At 71.0% G+C, this 19,522-nt stretch carries 8 protein-coding genes; 4 read left to right on the top strand and 4 right to left on the bottom strand.

The genetic code is table 11. From position 1 onward, the window contains the following. The first annotated feature begins 13 nt into the window (after positions 1-13). From mobF to PHY01_RS24545, 4 genes are all read left to right on the top strand, one after another. Positions 14-4,459 (top strand): MobF family relaxase, encoded by a 4,446-nt coding sequence (gene mobF, locus PHY01_RS24535; RefSeq protein WP_141282388.1) that lies wholly within the window; start codon positions 14-16, stop codon positions 4,457-4,459. A gap of 101 nt (positions 4,460-4,560) precedes the next feature. After that, positions 4,561-4,698, top strand: coding sequence for a hypothetical protein (locus PHY01_RS26735; RefSeq protein ID WP_170183965.1), 138 nt, complete (start codon positions 4,561-4,563; stop codon positions 4,696-4,698). A 115-nt stretch (positions 4,699-4,813) separates the two neighbouring features. Further along, the gene (locus tag PHY01_RS24540) at positions 4,814-5,536 is read left to right on the top strand and encodes a DUF932 domain-containing protein (protein ID WP_141282389.1); all 723 of its coding nucleotides are present in this window, start codon (positions 4,814-4,816) and stop codon (positions 5,534-5,536) included. 111 nt (positions 5,537-5,647) lie between these two features. Next, a complete protein-coding gene (locus PHY01_RS24545) occupies positions 5,648-7,249 on the top strand; it encodes an IS1634 family transposase (RefSeq protein ID WP_218030324.1) in 1,602 nt (533 codons plus the stop codon). Between the two features lie 232 nt (positions 7,250-7,481). Here PHY01_RS24545 and PHY01_RS24550 read toward each other — a convergent pair whose 3' ends face one another. The 4 genes from PHY01_RS24550 to PHY01_RS24565 form a co-directional block, all read right to left on the bottom strand. Then, on the bottom strand, positions 7,482-8,093 hold the full coding sequence (locus PHY01_RS24550; protein ID WP_141282391.1) for a hypothetical protein: 612 nt from the start codon (positions 8,091-8,093) through the stop codon (positions 7,482-7,484). 132 nt (positions 8,094-8,225) lie between these two features. Further along, complete coding sequence (locus tag PHY01_RS24555; RefSeq protein ID WP_141282393.1) at positions 8,226-11,000, bottom strand: AAA domain-containing protein; 2,775 nt, start codon at positions 10,998-11,000, stop codon at positions 8,226-8,228. A gap of 43 nt (positions 11,001-11,043) precedes the next feature. Then, complete coding sequence (locus tag PHY01_RS24560) at positions 11,044-13,185, bottom strand: UvrD-helicase domain-containing protein (RefSeq protein WP_141282395.1); 2,142 nt, start codon at positions 13,183-13,185, stop codon at positions 11,044-11,046. After that, positions 13,186-19,509: a DEAD/DEAH box helicase gene (locus PHY01_RS24565; RefSeq protein ID WP_141282396.1), complete on the bottom strand. Its 6,324-nt coding sequence runs from the start codon at positions 19,507-19,509 to the stop codon at positions 13,186-13,188. Positions 19,510-19,522: the final 13 nt, after the last annotated feature.

The raw sequence follows: 19,522 nt of genomic DNA on the forward strand, positions 1-19,522 counted from the left end.
TTTCGATGGGTGGATGGTCCTGATGGTGCTGAGCATCGCCACCGGCTACAGCCCGGACTACCTGTTGAAGGAGGTCGCGACCGGCCGGGAGAACTACTACACCGGTGCCGTCGCCGAGGGTGAGCCACCGGGGCGCTGGTGGGGCGCCGGAGCCGAGAAGCTCGGCCTCGCAGGTCTCGTCGACGCGCAGGACATGCGCGCGCTGTACGAGAGGTTCCTCGACCCCCGAGAGGAGGGGTTCAACGACCCGAACCGGTGGGACGAGGTGTTCACCCTCGGCCACGGCGGGCGCCGATACCTGTCAGAGGAGGAGTTGTACGCCGCCGCGATTGAACAGGAACCGGACGCAGGCGCTGAACGGAAGATGGAGTTGCGCGTCGAGGCCGGCCGCAACGCCCGGCACAACGTCGCCTTCTACGACCTGACGTTCAACGTGCAGAAGTCCGTCACGCTGATCCACACCGCCTTCGAGGCACAGGAGGTCGAAGCGCAACGGGCCGGTGCTGCCGAGGCCGCGGAGGCGTGGGGCCAGTTCCGCACTGCGGTCGAAGGGGCGATCTGGGCCGGCAACAACGCGATGCTCACCTACCTCAACGAGCACGCGGGCTACTCCCGCGTCGGCCGCCACGGCGGATCGGCGGGCCGCTGGATCGACGCCCCGGACTGGGTCGTCGGGTCGTTCTTCCAGCACGACTCCCGCGAGCACGACCCGCACCTGCACATCCACAACGCGTTCCTCAACCGCGTGCAGGGCAGCGACGGTGTGTGGCGCACGACGGATTCCAAGGCGCTCTACAAGTTCCAGCGCGCCGCGGCCGCCGTGGGGGAGCGCACGATGGAGGAGCACCTCACCCACGCGTTGGGGATCCTCGTTGCGACTCGGCCGGACGGGAAGGCCCGCGAGATCGTCGGTATCGGGCAGGAGGCGATGGACCTCATCTCCACCCGACGTCGGCAGGTGACGGCGAAGACCGCCGAGCTGGTCGACTCGTTCGAGGTGAAGCACGGGCGGGCCCCGAACGGGCTGGAGCTCGACCGGCTCTCGCAACAGGCGACGCTGATGACGCGGCGGGCGAAGTCGCATACCGGGGAATCGCGCGAGGAGATGCTCGACCGGATCGATGCCAAGATCCGCTCCGACATCGACGGCGGGCTGGCCGGGGTCGCCCACACCGTCCTGGATGCCCGCGACGGCGCACCCGCTGTGCAGGAGTGGTCGCCGCAGGAGGTGATCGAGCTCGCGCTGGAAGAGGTCAAGCGGGCGAAGGCGGGCTGGAACCGCGGGGACCTCACGGCGGCGATCAACGCGGCCCTTCCGGACTACCTCGGGCTTCCCGATGGCGCTGACGTCGCCCGGCTGTTGGACAGCCTGACCGAGCAAGGGCTGCGGTACGCGACCACCCTGGATGCGGCCCGCCCCGGGGACGACTCGCTGCCCGACGAGCTGCGCCTGCGCAACGGGCGATCGGTGTACGAGGCCCCCGGTGCGCGCCTGTACGCGACACCCGACCAGGTCCGCACCGAGCGGGCGCTCGTCGCGGCGACCACGGGCCGGGGCGCGACGGCCCTCCCGGCCGTCGCCGCGGCACGGTTCGTCGAGCAACTGCGGGAGAGCGGGATCGAACTCGGTGTCGACCAGGCCGCCGCCGTGCGCGGGATCCTGACCTCCGGCGCCCGGGTGGAGTGCCTCATCGGCCCGGCCGGGACCGGCAAGTCGTTCGTCGTCGGCGCGCTCGCGCGCGCCTGGACCGACCCCGGCCACGTCCCGGCGGCCGACGCGGACGGGTTGGTACGCGGCCCGGAGCGTCGGGTCTTCGGGCTCGCCACCTCGCAGATCGCGACCGAGATCCTGGCCGCGGAGGGACTGGCCGCGCGCAACGTCACCCGCTGGCTCGACACCCAGACCCGGCTCGCCGCCGGGCCCGGCGCCGGCGGGCCGCGCCCGGTCGAGGGGGACCAGGCGTGGCGATTGCACGCCGGCGACCTGGTCGTCGTCGACGAGTCCGCGATGACCGACACCGCATCCCTCGCGGCGATCCACGAGCACATCGACGCTGCGGGCGCGAAGCTGCTGCTGGTCGGTGACCACCGTCAGCTGTCCGCGATCGGCGCGGGCGGGGCGATGGATCTGCTGGCCCAGGCCGGGACCCGTTACGAGCTGACCGACGCCCGCCGCTTCACCCACGGCTGGGAACGGGCCGCTTCCCTGCGGCTGCGCGACGGTGACGACACCGTGGCCGGCGTCTACCACCAGCAGGGTCGCCTGCTCGACGCCGGAACCCGCGAGGAGGCCGAGGCGTCCGCGGCGCGGGCCTGGCTCGCCGACACCGTGACCGGTCGCCGCTCACTGCTGCTCGTGGACGAGAACGCGGCCGCCGCGCGCCTGTTCGGGCAGCTGCGCGCCGAACTCGTCCGGCTCGGGCGCGTGGCGGAGCACGGCGTCCCGCTGGCGCAGGGCACCGTCGCCGGAGTCGGGGACCTCGTGCAGGCTCGGTGGAACGGGTGGGACCTCGCCGGGGTCGAGGGCAACCGCCGCGGCCCGATCAACCGGGAGACCTACCTGGTGACCGGCGTCCGCGACGACGGCACACTCGAGGTGCGCGCGCATTCCGGCGCCGACGCGGTCGGTCCGGGCGGCGAGCCGATCGGGCAACGACTCGTCCTGCCGGCGCGCTATGTCGCCGAGCACATCGCCCTCGCGTACGCGTCGACGGTGCACGCCGCGCAGGGCCGCACGACCGACACCACCCACGCCGTGATCACAGCGTGGACGTCGTGGGCCGCGCTGTACGTCGCCCTGACCCGCGGCCGGGACGCGAACACCGCCCACGTGGCCACCACGACGACGATCGAAGACCCGGCCCAGGGTCGGCCCGATCAGACGGTGCACCGCAACCCGATGTCGCTGCTGGCGGGCATCCTATCCGACCGCGATCGGGTCGTCGGTCTGTCCGCGACCGCCCTCGCGGCGGAATCCGCCGCGACCGCCGAGAGCGTCCAGTCGGCAGGCGAACGGCTCGCCGATGCGGTCCAGATGGCCGCGACGGAACGGACCGTCGGCTGGCTCGATCAGCTCACGATGGCCGGTCACCTCACCGCTGACCAACGGGCCCGGCTCGCCGCCGAGGACGGTGCCCCCTCCCTCACGCGGGTGCTCCGCCGCGTCGAGCTTGCCGGGCTCGACGCCCGCCAGGCCCTCGTCGACGCGGTCACCGACCGCCCGCTCGACGGCGCGAACAACACGACCAATGTGCTCGTCGCGAGGCTCACCGACGGCGGCGCCCGACGGTTCGACCCCGTCGGCGACACATGGGCCGGCTGGGTGCCGGTTACCGGCCGCACCGACTGGGACGCCTACCTGGGTGACCTCGCCCGCGCGGCCGACGAACGCACCGACCAGCTCGGCCGCGACACGGCGGCCGAACCCCCGACCTGGGCAACGGAAGCACTGGGACCGATCCCGACAGATGCCGACGCCCGCGCCGACTGGACCCGTCGCGCCGGCATCGTGGCCGGCTACCGGGAACTACGCGGACAGACCGACCCGACCGACGCTCTCGGCCGCCCACCGGCCCCCGCGCGCCAGGCCGAGGCCTACGCCGCCTACCGGGCCGCGTGGACCGCTCTCGGGAGGCCGGAGGTCCAGCAGGCCGAGCACGAGATGTCGACGGCGCAGCACCTCGTGCGGATCCGCGCCGCCGAACGGGACGAGGCCTGGGGGCCGCGCTACGTCGGCAACGAACTCGCCGGGACCCGCCAGGCCGCCACCCAGCACCACCAGACCGCCGCCCTCCGCGCAGCGGAGGCCACGAACGCCATGGACCCGGCGGAGCGTGAGCGACTCGTGCGCGAAGCGGCCGAGGCCACCGCACTCGCCGAGACCCTCGACGCCCAGGTCGCGGCTCTCGACGCGGCTGAGCATGCCTACCTGCGGCACCGCGTGTCGACCGCCGCCAACCGCGGCGCCGCCGATATCTCCAAGCTGATCGTCGCGGAGCGCAACGAGGAACCCGAGCCGCGCGTCACGGCTGCCGAATGGCTCGAAGCGCACCATGCCGCGGTCGCCGAGGACGACCGCCACCGCGCCGTCACCGATGACGATGTCCTCGACGATTCCACAGCCGTCGACCTGGTCGCGGACGTCCAAGGCCCCGCGATCGAGACGGTGATCGAGCCCGACCTGCGCGAGGTCGCTGCTGCCGAGCCCCGCCAGGTCTGCGAGGACGTGGTGCAGACACCCGCGGCCGACCAGGTCGCGACGACCGTCGACCGCGCCCGCCGCGCGCTCTACGAGATCGAGGCGCGGAAGTCCTACGAACACCGCGCCGAGGAGGATCAGCGGGCCGAACAGTTGGGGCGGTGGCACGACGACGACCGGTCCGCCCACGACTCCGTCGTCGACGACGATGAGATGCTGGTCGACGACGGGCCTGCCTATGAGCCGGCACGTGGCGAGTAGGACTCGCTTCGCTGCCACGCTCCATCAGTCGACCAAGTTCAGCAACAGCGAGATCCCCTCACTACGGTCACAGCGATGGATGCTGACATTGGTGGGGGACGATGAGCGCGCCCGAGCGCCCCGTGCGGTTCAGTTGGTACGCCGTCGACCTGCCGCCTGCCGGCCCCGACTACCTCCTCGGCGACTTCGTCGAGCACCACGGCTTCGCTCCATTCCGAGTGTGGCGCCGGTGCGCCTGACCTGCGTTCTCGGCTGCGCTAAGGAAGGACAAGCGTGTTCCACTTTCGCGATCTGAGGAAGGGTGAGTACTACCTCGATCCAGAGGTCTGCCTCACAGCCTCACAACGAGAGGTCATGCCCTTCCAGCGCTTCGCCGGCCGAGAAGGCTTCGCCGACAACTTGTGGACGTCTTCGAGACGCAACGAAAATGATCTTATGAGTCTGGCTCTCTTGGATTGGCCGGTTCAGAGTCGTCCGGTTCTCACTCCGGACGAGAGCGGCTTCTCGCCCAGAGAGATTCCCGGCTACAGGGCGTTAGTGCGGCCGGACGATAACAGGGTGATGTCGGTGGTGACATCTTCCTACCGGGTTGCAGAAAATCAGTCTGTAGCTCAGGCGGCGATCGCAGTCGGGCGACAGTTCGATCAGTCGGCTGCGCTCGTGGGGGCAGCGGGATTCGGTCGCTCCCTGGAGCGAAGCATCTTCATCGTGCGCGTGCACGGGACTGCGGACACGGCGCTCGTCCTGCTGGCGTACAACAGCCACGGTGGCGAAGGTGCCGTCCGCTTTCAGCTGGTCGAAGCCGATCGAGACGCCGGAACGGTCATGACTCCCGACATGAAGTATGCCTCGATCTCCCTGCCGCATGTCGGCGATATGGAGGAGCGGCTCGAAAGCCTCATCCACCGCAATATGATCGAACGCTACGCCGACGAAGTCCAGCCTATCTGGCATAAGCTGCAGGATGCTCTGTGGACCCCACGCCACACGAGAAGCCTCCTCGGGGAGCTATGGCGTGAGCAGTCCGCCATCGACCCCAACCGCGTAACCCTCCACCCTGGCCGCCATCTCACCTGACTCGTGTCGCCTTGCCCGAGATCGTCCGTGGCAGGCCTGTGGCCTGCTGGTTTTGCGGCTCGGAGGCGGTCGTCGGGTCACTAAGTATTGGTGGCTGGGTAGCCTCGCTCGGTGGCCTCGCGGTTCGTGCGTCGGGTGCGGACGGCGTCCGGGGCGGTCGCAGTGCAACTGGTGGTCAAGGACCGCGGTGAGGTCGTGGAGGTCGAGCACGTCGGTTCCGCCCATACCGATGCCGAGTTGGCGCTGTTGCTGGCCGCGGCGGGTGAGCGGCTCGCGCCCGGTCAGCAGACACTGGAGTTTGGCGAGCTGGCCGCCGAGCCGGCCCGGCTCGACGACACCGCCGACTGGACGCGCCGACAACCCGCTCCCGACCTGCCGGTCGCCGATCCGCCGTCACCGGGGCGGCCGCGATCGGTGCAGGTGGGTGCTCGGGTGGTCCGCACGTCGGCGTCGCTGTTGTGGAACGTGCTGATCGACGCCTATTCCCGGCTCGGGTTCGACGCCCTGGCCGACGAGGCGTTCCGGGCGATGGTGTGCGCCCGGGTCATCGAGCCGACCTCGAAGGCCGACACCGTCCGGGTTCTCGGCCAGGTCGGCGCTCCCACCCCGGGGTTGCGCACCCTGTTCCGCGCGCTGGCCCGCTGCGAGCAGCGCGACTACCGGGAGAAGCTGGCGAGAGCCTGCCTGGCGCACGCCACCCGCGGCGGCGCGCTGGGACTGATCCTCTACGACGTCACGACTCTGCACTTCGAAGCCGAGCACGAAGACGGCCTGCGCAAGGTCGGCATGAGCAAGGAACGCCGGGTCGACCCGCAGATCCAGGTGGGTCTGCTCGTGGACCCGTCGGGCTTCCCGCTGGAAGTGCACTGCTTCGAGGGCAACACCGCCGAGACCTCGACCCTGCTCCCGGTCCTTGAGGCGTTCCGGGACCGCCATCAGGCCGCTGACCTGGTCATCGTCGCCGACGCGGGCATGCTGTCGGCGCGCAACCTGAACGCGATCGAGGACGCCGGGATGTCGTTCATCGTTGGGTCGCGGATCAGCAAGGCTCCCTACGACCTGGCCGCGCACTTCGAGCGGCACGGCAACGCCTTCGACGACGGCCAAGTCCTCGAATCCGCCCGGGTGATGGGCACCGGCAAGGCCGCGCGGCGCCGGCGGGTGGTCTACCAGTACCGATTCGCCCGGCACAAGCGCGACGACCGGGCGATCAACGCCATGGTCGACCGTGCCGAGAAGGTCGCCGCGGGCAAGCGGCCGTTGAAGAAGGACCGGTTCGTGCGCATCGACGCATCCGGGAAGGGCGTGGACTGGGACCTCGTCGAGCGCGCCCGCCAGCTCGCCGGGCTCAAGGGCTATGTCACCAACCTGCCCGCCACGGCGATGGACGGCCCCGCCGTGGTCGCGGCCTACCACGACCTGTGGCAGATCGAGAGCTCGTTCCGGATGGCCAAGTCCGACCTCCGCGCGCGGCCGATCTTCCACCACAAGCGCGAGTCGATCGACGCCCACCTGACCGTCGTGTTCGCCGCCCTCGCGGTCTCCCGCCACCTCCAGGACGCCACCGGCGCCTCGATCAAGAACATCGTCCGCACCCTGCACGCCGTCCGCTCAGCCACCATCCGCCTCGACGGCCACGAGATCACCCTCGACCCCGACATCCCCGCCACAGCCCAGACCATCCTCGACCGACTACCACCGACAGGTCACTAAACAGCGACACGAGTCAGGTCTCACATCAGTTCTCGGCGACTGCAGCGACGCAGCGAGCGCCTACCGGCGCATCTGCTCGTTCCTGGACAACGACTCGGAAGCCTGCGAACGCGGCGACTATACGAAGGACCGCGATGAGCGCCTCACCGTCGGCGCGGGACTGAAGATGAAGCAGCGAGCCTGGCAATGGATCGTCGCGAACACATGATTCTTTCAGTGTGCGCCTCGACCATCAACCGGTGGACCGCGACGGCGTAGCCCGCGCCGCGCCCACCGCCGCGGGACCGGACTGGGATCCCGCGCCCGACCGCAGCCACTCGGCGATCTCTTCGTTGCGCAGATGCAGCGGGACCGCGCACGCACGCAACCGGACCCGCCACTCCTCGCGCGGGCCGTAGCCCACCGATCTGCCGTCGCCGCAGTGCAGCGGCGCCATGATCGCCGGGTCGTCGAACACCCCGAGCACCCAGCCCAGCGCGCACACCACCCCATGGGCGTAGAAGCGCTCCGGCCACGACCCCGCCCGCTCGTTCCACTGCGCCTCGGTCATCGGCGCCAGGCACCCGGCCTCAGCCCGCCACCATTCCGGCGGCGGATACGACTCGCCTTCGGCGAGTGCGTCAGCCACGGCGAGGAACGCTCTGGCGAACCGCTCCTCCGGCGGTGCCGCCCACAACAGCGGACCGTCCGCCGCTTCGCCGCCGAGCCAGCTCAGGGCTATGAAGCCGGCCAGGGCCTCGGCGGACTCGGTCCGCCGGTATAACCGCAGCAGGAAGTCCTCAACACCGGCCACCGCAGGCAGCGGGCGACGTACCCACGCCGGAACTGTGCTCAGCTTCGCCACGGCCGTCAGTGTGCGCCCGACCACCGACATCCCGCGTCGGCCGAGCAGGGCGTCGGCCTCATCGGTGCCCGCTCAGGGCGCGAGGCCGGCCAGCTCCAGGCCGAGTTCGGCAGCAGCGAACGCCGAAGATCATCATCGTCGTCGAACTGTCTGCCGTCCCGATCGTGCGTCACACGCTCGGCAGGATGGGCGTGCGGGCAGGGTCGTCTCGTCGCGGATCTGCAGGCGTCCGCACCCACAGCGGTCCGCCATGCGACCTGACCCGGCGATGCCGGGAGTGTTCCGGCGGCGGGTGGCGCGCAGTACCGCGGCGGCGAGTTCGGGATGGTCGAGACGCAGGACGGTGCCCGGGAAGTAGCCGAGGAGCGCGTCGGTCGATGCCCACACGACGTCGTCGAGGACGGCCAGCGACTCCCGCACGGGCGTGCACGGTCGCAGAAGTACGTCGCTGTGGCGGAGTCCGGCGAGCCCGGGCGGGATGTCGCCGCCGCTGGTGGGGTGGTGCCAGACGGTGGTCGTGCAGCCGCGGTCGGCTGCGGCGGCCAGATGTGCGACGAGGCGGGCAGCTACGTCGTCGTCGACGAGCTCGCTCCAGATCTCGATGGTCGACTCGGCGCGGTCGATGTCAGCGCGCATCCGTTCCAGGTCTGGTTGGCCGAGATCGTGTCCGGCGATGACGTCGAGGGGGTTGGCGTAGTCGCACTCCGCCAGAGCGGACTTGAAGAAGTCGCCGACGGCGTCTCTGTGTGGGCGTTTGCGATGGATTCGGTCGACGTCCGCCACGATGATCAGTCGTTTGCGGGCGCGGCTCATGGCGACGTTCACGAGCCGGGAGCCGTTCGAGGCGTCGGGTTCACCGAACCAGGGGTGCAACGTCATGCCGCCGCGGACGGCGTCGACGGCGTCGAAGATCACCACGTCGCGCTCCCCTCCCTGGAAGCGGTGGACCGTCGATGCGATGCCCCGGCCGTCGTCCTCGCCGACCAGGGCTTCGAGCAGCTTGGCCTGGGGGTTGAACGGTGTGATCAGGGCGGGCTCCGGCCCGGTCAGGCCGCGGTCGGCGACCATCGCCGCACTGAGCAATACGTGGATGAGGTTGTAGCGCGAGTTCTGCCCGCTGCGTCTCGCCACCCGCGATCGCAGGGCGCTGGTGTCCACGCAGACGATCGGGGCCATCGCCCGCAGGTCCGTACCCGGGTGGCGACGGCGGACGCTGTCCGCGGTGCGGAGCCTGCTCTCCGGATAGAACCCGTCGCTGATCGCCTCGGCCAGGATCTGGGGCATGCGGTGCTGCTCGGTCAGCGCGACCAGGTTCGGCGGGGACTGCCGACGCGTGACCGCGGCGGCCACGCCGGAGGACTCGAACGCGCTGCGCCGCAGCCACGTGTTCGCGCGCGGAGTGTCCGCGATGACGACCGGGGGCAGCTGGCGGAAGTCGCCGGCGACGACGGTGTGCCCACGACCCGCCCCGGCCGCGATCATGGTCAGCGAGGAGGACAGCATGCTGGCCTCGTCGATCACCACCACGTCGAACGCCATCCCGGACAACGTCGGCATGAGCAGTTGGTGCGTGGTGGCGGCGACGAGGTGCGCGTCCTGGCAGACCTGCCGTCGGACCGCGGCGAGCAGCCTCTCCAGGGCGCGCGCCAGCACCTGCTGATCGGCGAGTTCGACCTGGAGACGGTCGAAGTCCCCGCCGGCGTTCCGCCCGGACTTCTCCCGCTCACGCAGCTGGACGCGGAGCTGGCGGATCCGCTCGGTGGCGCGCATCAGGTCCGCCGCCACCGGTTCGCCGCGTTGCTCTGCGATCTCTTCGACAAGCACCGGTCCGCCCGGCCGTTTCACGAGCCGGGTGTCCGTCGGTTGTCCGACCCGCACCACGCTGCCGGGAGTGGTGTTCCCCATCCGTCCGAGCGCCGCCTGGAGCGCGATGTCCACGGCGGTGTTGGTCGGTGCCGTGAGCAGTGTGCGTAGGCCGCGGCGACGCAGCTCGTCCACCAGGACCGACAACGTCGTGGTCTTGCCGGTGCCCGGAGGTCCCCACAGCCAGGTGATGCCATCGCACAGACCGCTGTTCACGGCCAAGCTCTGGGCGTCGTTGAGCATGCCCCACTGCTGCCCGCGACCGACGGACCGCTCCTGCTGACCGATCGGGCTGACGACGGCCAGGGCGGCGGCCGGATCGAAACCCGACGCACCATCGACCAGCTCGTTGAGTCGCTTGCTCTGGGTCGACAGGAGCCAGGACAGGTCACAGCGCAGCGTCGCGGTCGCCGGTGTGGGGGCCTCCGTGGGGACGGCCAACGTGATCGCTGCGCCGAACACGGATATGACCTCGACGGAGACGACCTGGCCTGGAGCGACGACCAGCGTTGCGGCGGTCCCCTCGCGGGCGCTGACCTCGCCGTCGGCCTCGAACCTCATCAGAGCGCGGGTAGCGCCGATCGCGACGACATGCCCCCCGCGGAGCGGAACGTCGGTCTGGGTTCGCTTCCGTGTGACGGCCGAGAGCTCGTCGGAGAGAGCGCCGACCGCCTCGCGGACGGAGCCGGCCCACCCCGCGGGGACGGGAGCTGGCGGCGGCTCCGCCGGCTGGGTCAGGCCGAGCTCGGCGCGCAGCGCATCGAGCTTCCGCCTGGCCGCGGGACTCAACCCGTCGGGATCTGGACGGTGGACCCGGAACTCGCCCCTTGGGGGCTTGCCCGCCGGTCCGGGATTCGGTGCCGCCCAGCCGCGAGGCACCCACTGGTCACCGACCAGATCGGCCAGTCCGTGCTCCTGGCACGCCTGCCAGATCGCGCCGATGTCCGCTCGGCCCTGGCCGAGCTGGTCGAGCGCGGTCATCAGCGCGTGCTGGGTCATCGGCCCGTCTCGGAGGGCGCGCTGGAGCGCGTCGACCAGTCTCATCCGCACGGTCCGGGCGGCGGGTACCTGGCGATCATGTCGAGGGTCAGCTCCGTTGCATGACGGCTAGTTCGTCGCGTGCCCTCGTTGCTGCGACGTAGACCAGCGACCGACCGCGCAACTCGGTGTCGCCGCGCTCGGACTCGTCCAACGACGCCAGGCGGGCCTTCTCGCCGGACGACCGGGTACCGACATCGGCCAGTACCACCTTGGAGAACTCCATGCCCTTCGCTCTGTGCATCGTCATGACGAGCACGCGGTCCGCCGGAGGCTTGTCGCGATCGACCGCGCGCGCTGACACCCCCCGCTCGGTGAGGCCGTTGACGACCCGCTCGCACTGGAACTTGTCGTGGACGAGGACGGCGATGGTCCCGGCCTGGGTGCCGGAGTCCGTCCAGCTCCGCACGTGCTGGGCGATGGAGTCGAGCTCGTCGGTCAGCGAGGTCGTCGTGACGAGGTGCGGCGGGGGCCCGGAGCGGGCTGACCGGTACCCGGTGGACTCCGGCTGCTCCTCCAGGTCGACGAAGTCGGCACCGTCGAGGATCGTCATGGCGTAGTTCAGGTTCTGGGCCGTCGTGCGGTAGTTCAGGGTGAGACGCTGCGAGCGCCCGACGATCTTGATTCCGTAGCGGCCGAGCACGGTCCGCGGGCCGTAGATGCGTTGATGGGAGTCCTCGGCGATGAACAGGTCGTCGGGTCCGTTTGGGGCGATGGCGCGTAGCAGCTGCCAGTGAGCAGGGGAGAGGTCCTGGCCCTCGTCCACGAGGACGTGATCGGCCATGTGGTGGGCGGTTCCGTCAACGCCCTCCAGGTAGGCCGCGGCTGCCGCAGCGGCCTCGGCGAAGTCGAGCGTGCCGTCGATGCGGTTCTGCGACCGGTATGCCGCGATCAGCGTCCATACGGCCGCCCGCTTGGCCCGGTCGAGAGCCACCCCGCGGCCTGGTCGCCGTACGCGCAGGTACTCGGCCTCGTTCTTCACGCGGTTCGGCAGGACGACCAGCGAATACTCCGCGATCAAGAAGGTCTCGTTGGCGATCTCCGGCGGCAGGCCGGTACTGGAGGAATCGAGGACCGACCGCCAGCGAGCCGAGGGCGTCCGGCCGTTCGGGTTGGCCCGTTCGTCACCGAGAACGGCGCCCACTCCGGCTGCGATGTCGGAACCGGCCGACCGGATCACCGCCGAAGTCAGTGCGTCCACGCCGGCGATGTACACGCCGGGAACGCCCGGCTCGGTGGTTTGCACGACGCGCGGGTCGAGCTGGGCGAGGCTGTCGCGGAGCGAGTGTGCGAGGTTGGTGGTGAACGTGGTGAGCACGATGCGCGCGCTCGGGTTGCGCAGGGCCAATGCTCGGGCACGGTGGACGAGCACCACCGTCTTGCCGGTTCCGGCGCCGCCGGACAGGCGGAACGGTCCGCTGTAGGACTTCTTGACGTATCGGCGCTGCTCCGGGTGCAGGAACACGCGCCAGGCTCCGAAGTCACCCTGCTCGATGACCTGCCGCAATTCCTCCTGGTCGTCGATGAAGGAGAACTGTGCGGCGGCAGCGGGCTGTCGAAGGGAACGGAGCAGATCGGCGTCTTGATCGCCGGATGGTTCCGGAGGTCGGCTGAGCTCCAGGCGCTCGATGATCGCGTCGACGGAATCTGTGGTGGCGAGGTCGACCAGGATCAGGCCCAGCCAGCCCTCGTGCCGGGCAGCGAGGGTGAGGATCGCGTCCTCGTCGGGAGCGGCCAGGGCCTCGTCGGCGACGCTCTCGGGAACACCGAGCCGGTCGACCAGATCGGCCCGGGCGCGTCCCAGCCGGACGAACAGCGGCTCGGCCTTCGGCGGAACCGTGATCGTCGGCGGCGGCGGTGGCGCCGCGATCTCGTCGATCTGGGGGAGCCCGTTGATCGGGTTCATGGTGAGCCGCACCTTGCGGGCCACGTCGATCGCATCGTCGTGGGGCCAGACCCCGTGTATGACGTAATGGTGCTCGCCGTTCCCGTCGATCCGGAACATCACGGCTCGCCAGAACTGGGATACGCGTCCGGTCCGCACGCGTGGATCCGCGGAGTTGTTGATCGGCTCGACGTGCAGCCCGGGGGTCGTGTCGTCGGCGGAGAGCTTCTGCAGGAACGCCATGGCCTGCGACCGCACCGACCCGTCCAGCTTGACCGGCCACTTGGTCATGATGATCGTCGGCATCTACGACTCCCCATGTGAGACGGCGTCGGCAAGTGCGGTGGCGATAGCGTCCGGCCCGGGCAGGACGACACGCCAGCCCGCCGCTTCGAGATCGATGCGGTCCTGCTCCGACATGTCCGACAGTGCGACGGCGATGCGCAGGTCGGGCCATGAGAGGTCGAGCGGAATCCCCTGCGGCCCCTCGAAGCCCACCTCTGGAGGTGCGAGGCCGCCGTAGCGGGCGAGCGCCACGATGAGGTGGCGTTCCGTGCCGGGCAATGCCGCCCCGTACGCCTCTGCCCATTCGATCGGCATGTCGGTGGTCACCTCCACCGGCGTCGGAGCCGGGGGCGTCGTCACCGCCGCGGAGACGCGGTTCGTCGTGGTGATCACTGTCGGCCAGTCCCGCAGGGCCAGCGCGTTCGACAACCGCAGCCACTCATGCCAGCACCCGACGTGCGCGCTGTCGAGCGAACCGTCTCGGTCGTCGAGCACGAGCGCTGCGGTGATCACCGACCCTGCAGGCTCTACCGCCAGGGCGCACGCACCCGACCGCCATACGCGGACCGGCCGGGAGCCGCCTCCGGGCAACGCCTCACCGAGCAGAACCGAGCGGGCTGCATCCTCCAACCGCACGTCGTCGGGCAGAGTCGCTGCGGTGGCGTGGGGCAGCAGCAGCATCGGCACAGCGCGCGCAACCGTGCGGATGTTCGTCGGGGAGGGCGCGTTGATCCAGTCGATGAGCCAGTCGATCGGACCGGTCTGAAGGCCCGCGTAGGCGGCTGGGGTGGCCATGAACGGAGGTTGGCTGATCAGCTGTTGCACGATCGCCTCGGCGAACCACGCCGGCGGCGATGTGTTGCCCTGCTCGGCGCTTTGGACGTCGGCGGCGGTGACGGCGAGGACGATGCGGCCGGTGTCGCGCAGAATCTCCCGCTTGGCAGCGTCGTCGGCCAGCCGGTTGTGCGCGACCGAGGCGTGGAAGGCGCGGCCGTCGACGAAGATCGCGACGGCGGGCACGGAGGTGTCGTTGGTCTCGAGCACGAAGTCGGGCTTGGAGTTCTCCAGGTTCACCTGCGGGCTCAGCGTCCAGTGCCGGTGCTGCCCAGGCAGGGTGGCCCGCACCGCGTTGCCCAGCGCTCCGGGTACCTCGGTGACCGCGGCGCCGAGGATCCTCAGGCGCTCGACGAACAGCTTGCGGAACCGCTGCTCGAGATGGGACTCCGGATCCTCCGGCGGCGGCTCCTCGGTGATCGCCCATGGCGTGGCGATGCCGTCGGCGCCGACGCCGAGCAGGGTGCGCAGGTGGCGCTCGGCCGACGCCCGAGACACCCGCCGCACCTGAGCGGGGGCCACGAACGGAAGGAGACAGCGGTGGCAGGCCTGTCGGGCCTCGTTGCGACACTCGCAGTCCCGCACCCGCTCCCACGCGGTGACCAGCAGGTCGCGCAGCAGCGTGGGATCGGCGAGGCCCACGAGATAGCCGGTGCCGCCGGGGACGGCGTCGTGCAGGAGCACCGCTTCGTGGTTCCCGGAGCCGTCGCCGAGTGTCGGGTCGACGACCTGCTCGATGCGGATGTGGTCGGGATGGCCGCCGAGCTGCTCGCGCAACCCGAGCAGCACCGCCGCGGCCAGGCTGGGTACGGCGAAGTCGTCGCCGATCGTCACTGCGTTGGGCAGCCGCAGCAGCAGCCCCTGTGTGCGCAGGGTCCGCGACAACGCGACGGTGGCGGTGTGTTCCTCGGCGGCGGTCCGGTAGCGGCACCAGGGGCGGTGTTCGTGCGGGAGGTTGCGCCCGGCCTCGGTGTCGAGCTTGCCGCAGCCGGAGCAGACCCGGAACAGGGCGCCCGAGTACTCCTGGCCGGCGATGGTCCGGTTCGAGCCGTGGCCTGGGCCGCCGATGTTGATCCAGCGCAGGTCCATCGCCCGCACATAGGTGCAGCCGAGTCCCACGTCCTGGACGAACCAGCGGCGCGCGATCTGGGCGGGGTCGACGTCGGCGGCGGTGACCACCTGGAACACGCGGTTGTCGCGCTGGTCCCGTCGATCGGAGATCATTACCTCGTCGCGACGCACCTCGGCCGTGACGTGGGTCAGCGCGACGACGTCGACGCGTTGTCCGGTGTCGGCGATCCCGGTGCTGCCGCACCGCGGGCACGACGGGACCGTCCGCTCGACCCCGTCGACGGCCACGTCGACGGCGTAGCCACAGGCCGGGCAGAACACCCACGGCCGGATCGCCACCTGGTCCACGCCCAGGTCGACGGCGTCGATGGTGATCTCCCAGCCCCGCGCGTAGAACCGGGCCCCGGGTGCGAACTCCCGGATGGCCTGGGCCGATCCGCGCTGGAACTGGGCGTGCTCGGTCTTGAACGTGCTGGTGTCCGGGTCGGTCCAGCTCAGCCCGACGTCGAGGGTGACGCTGTCGTCGAGCAGCGTGTAGTTGGGCAGCAGGCCGTGTTCTTCCAGCACCCCGATCCAGTACTCACCGCGCTGGTGCCCGAGCTGGCCGAGGGTGAGCCTGCGGGCGGTCTCCGCGGAGCGCAGCGCGCGCTTGTCGTCGTCGGTGGCGGCCGGCGAGGAGACCTTGGCGACGAGCTCCGGCAGCACCTCCTCGATGGCGTCGACGCGGTGCCGCAGGGTTTCCACGGTGTGCTGCCAGCGGCTGCTCGCCGCGTGGAGGTGCCGGGCAAAGTCGCTGGTGCCGGGCCCGTCAGGGGTTCGCAGCCAGCTGTGGAGCGACTCGACGATCGTGTCGGGCAGGGCGTCGAACGTGCTGCAGAAGCGGGCGGTGTGGGTGTCCGCGTGGGTCTCGGCGTGCGTGATCAGGTCGCCGAGGAAGGTGCCCGGCCCGCTGGAGCCGAGCGCCCCCGGAGCGGTGCGCGGGTGCGGGCGCTGGGCGTCGCGGGCGAACTCGTCCACCAGGTGCGCCGTGTACTGGCGGCGCAGGATCTCCTCGGCCTGCAGGTACGTGGCCGGCGGGCGGACCTCACCGTTGATTACCGACAGCGGCTCGCCGAGCTTGGGCAACTGCTCTCCGCGACCGGTGACGTACGCGAGGTTGAGCGCGTTCCCCGTCAGCCGACCGGCCCGGCCGATCCGCTGCAGGTAGGCGGCGACGGTGCGGGGCAACGACGATAGGAACACCGCCGACAGGTCACCGATGTCGATGCCCATCTCCAGCGTGGGCGTCGCGACCAGGACGTTCGGGGCCTGGGGGCTGGTGTCGGCGCCCTTGAAGCCGTTCTCGTACGCCAGCCGAGTCTCGTCGTCGAGCAGGCTGGTGTGCTCGCGCGCGACGACGCGGCGCATGTCCGGGGAGGCGTAGAGCCTGCGGTAGAAGTTGTCCGGCAGCTCCGCCGGGGCCAGCCGGCCCCGGCAGCGGATCAGCATGCAGGGCGCGTCGGCCAGTTGCGCCACCGTGGTGGGCGGGCCGGTGACCACGGCCCGGCACGTGCCGCAGACGAGCAGGTGCCGCTTGCCGACCAGGTCCTCGGCGGTGGTCGGGGCGACGACGACGCCTGCGGCGGGAACGGCGTACACGGTGGCGTTGGACTGGCTGGTGGTGGCGGTGAGCACTCCGTCGTGGGCCAGGCGTTCGAGCAGGAGCCGGGCCAGCCGCCCGCCGTCGTGCGCGCTGACGTCCAGCGCCCGCGAGGTCCATTGCGCATACCAGGACTTGGACGAGGTGACCGGCTCCAGGCCGTCGCGCGGTTCCCCGTCGCCACCGACCCGCGGGTACCCGGGCGCGGGTCGGCCCCGGGGGAACGCGGGCATGCCGTCCTGGCGGGGACGGCCACCCGTGATCGACCAGCGGTTCCCGTCCTCGCGACGGTAGGTGTCGAACCAGGGGTGCTCGATCGCGCCCTGGGCGCGCATCCGGTCGAGCACCCCGCGCACCCAGCCGACCAGGGTCGCGTCGAGGGGCTCGCCGTCGATCGTGGTCTGCTGCGCGAACCCGGCCAGCGCGGTGCGGGCGGCGGTGGCCATCTTCGCGGGCTGCCCCGCCTCCACCTCGACCGCGACCGACCCGGTCAGCTCCAGGGTGCGGCCGGTGCGGGCGTTGAGCCCGAACTCCAGGGCGGCGTCGAGGGCCAGCCGCTTGCGCACCCGGGAGCGGACGCTCTGCGGCACCCCCCGCAGCGTCGCCGTGGTCCAGAACGGGGTGAACGACTCCCGGTCGGCGCAGTCGGGCGCGAGCAGCCGGTAGCGCGCGAAGGGCTCGTTCCCGGCGAGCCGGATGACCTCGTCGACGAGCTGGTCGAGCGCCAGCGGCCCGTCCTGGACGGCCTCGCGCAGCACCGCACGCAGGGTGAGCGTGTGCGAGCGGGCCTGGACGAACCCGGCGCGGTGGGCCGCGTCCTGCACCGAGTCGGTGAAGACCAGGGCCTTCTTCTCCCGCGGAGCGAGCTGCGGCGAGCCGAACAGGGTGGACAGCGACACCGACAGCAGCGTGGCGATCGCGCTGCCGAGGAAGCGGATGCCGTCCTCCTGGCCGCATGCCGGGCACGTGTCCTTGCGGGCGTCCTCGTCGGCATCCGGCCCGGCGCTGGTCAACACGGGCAGCAGCCAACCGTCGCGCAGGTCCGCGTCGTCGTCACCGGGAGGTGTGGGCTGCAGCTCGCGGCTGCGCACCGAGAACCAGGCGAGGCCATCGCCGGGCTTGGACCCGGCGTACACCGCCTCGGCCTCGGCGGCGGCGTACAGCAGCGGGCGGAACCGCCCCTCCCGTCCGGCGTGGTCGCGTCGGATCGTCTCGTCGTTCGTCGCCAGGCTGGCGCCGACGGGGGCCAAACCGACTCCCCAGCCGGAGCGTCCGCAGTGCCGGCAGTAGACGGCCGGGAACGACGGGCGGACGTCGTCGGCGTCGTCGTCCGCGGTGGGCGGGCCGTCGTCGCCCCAGCGGAACTGCGCGGTCGGGTCGGCGGCCCGGTCGATGCGGGTCAGCTCCCGCACCCATAGGTGGGCCTCGATGGACAGCGCGGCCCGGCCGGTCAGGGCGCGGACGTGGCCCAGCGCAGCGACGACCCGCGACAGGAACAGCTCCCAGGCCGAATCGGCGCCGGTGGCGGCGAGCGCGGCGGTGGCGGTCGGGCCGAGTACATGGACGACCAGGTCGCCGAGGCCCACCGCGTCGGCGCTGTCTCGCGCCAGCGCCGCGACCAGCGGGTGCGCCCGGCACAGCGCGAGCAGCTGCTCGGGGTCGGCAGGGTCGGGGATGCGGTCGTAGAGGCATCCGAGGACGGTCCGGGCCAGTGTCTCGCCGACCGGGTCCGGCCCGAGGGAGTCCACGGCCGCGTTGCCTGCGGCCACGTCGAGCGCGGAGGTGTCGATCGGCGTCCAGCCGGCCGGTGCCGCATCCGTCCACTCGTCCAGGCTCAGCCGCGACTCGGTGATCACGCCGTCGTCGGCGAAGCGCTCGCCGAACACCGTGTGCGCGAACTCCAGCATCACGTCGGGATCGCCCTTATCGCCCAGTGTCGCCGACGTGGCGACCGGGGTCATTCGGCCGAGCGGGCGGGTCCAGTCGTCCTGCGTGATGGTGGCATCGTGCTTGGGCCAGTGGCTCTTGAGGGCCATCCCGAGACGGCGCAGCAGCATCGCGACGTCGGTGCCCTGCGCGCCGTCGTAGGTGTGGAACTCGTCGAGGACCAGGTAGCGCAGGCTGGTGGCGGACTGCCGCCAGATCTCCTGGTCCCGGTCGCGCAGCAGGAGCTGGTCGAGCATCTTGTAGTTCGTGAGCAGGATGTCCGGCGCGGTGTCCTGGATGATTGCCCGATCGGTGATCAGCCCGTCGGCGGTGACCATGGTCCGCTTTGGCCCCTCCTGGCCGGTGTAGATCGCGGCGGTGACGGCGCGCAGCGCGGGGTGCTTGGTGATCAGCCCGGTCAGCCGCTGGGCCTGGTCGTTCGCCAGCGCGTTCATCGGATAGAGGATCAGTGCCTTGGTGCCGGTCACGCCCTCGCGGCGGGCACGCAGGACATGGTCGAGGATCGGTTGAAGAAAGGCCTCCGTCTTGCCCGATCCGGTACCGGTGGTGACCAGCGTCGGCTGCGGGCGACGGTCACCCACAGATGACAGCCGGGCGAACGCGGCGGCCTGATGGCCGTACGGCGGGGGCCCCTCGTACCACTCCAGCGCATCGCGCCAACCGTCGTCCGCCGGGCGGAACGGCAGCCGCAGCCGCACGTACGGCCCCTTGAACATGCCCGACTCGGAATCGGCCAGAAACCGGTCCAGCGCATCGCGCGCATCGGTGTCGGTGAGCGCGAACGTCGTGGTCAGGTAGTCGACCAGGCTGTGCCGGATGGCCGCCGCCTGGATGGTGGGCAGCAGCTCACTCACGAGCGCTCTGCCA

Source organism: Pseudonocardia hydrocarbonoxydans (assembly GCF_006539565.1).
In the GTDB taxonomy this organism is placed as follows: domain Bacteria; phylum Actinomycetota; class Actinomycetes; order Mycobacteriales; family Pseudonocardiaceae; genus Pseudonocardia; species Pseudonocardia hydrocarbonoxydans.

Coding starts and splice junctions, on each gene's coding strand:
- PHY01_RS24560 (WP_141282395.1), bottom strand. CDS start 13,185: ATGCCGACGATCATCATGACCAAGTGGCCGGTCAAGCTGGACGGGTCG.
- mobF (WP_141282388.1), top strand. CDS start 14: ATGGTCCTGATGGTGCTGAGCATCGCCACCGGCTACAGCCCGGACTAC.
- PHY01_RS24540 (WP_141282389.1), top strand. CDS start 4,814: ATGCCCTTCCAGCGCTTCGCCGGCCGAGAAGGCTTCGCCGACAACTTG.
- PHY01_RS24555 (WP_141282393.1), bottom strand. CDS start 11,000: ATGAGACTGGTCGACGCGCTCCAGCGCGCCCTCCGAGACGGGCCGATG.
- PHY01_RS26735 (WP_170183965.1), top strand. CDS start 4,561: ATGAGCGCGCCCGAGCGCCCCGTGCGGTTCAGTTGGTACGCCGTCGAC.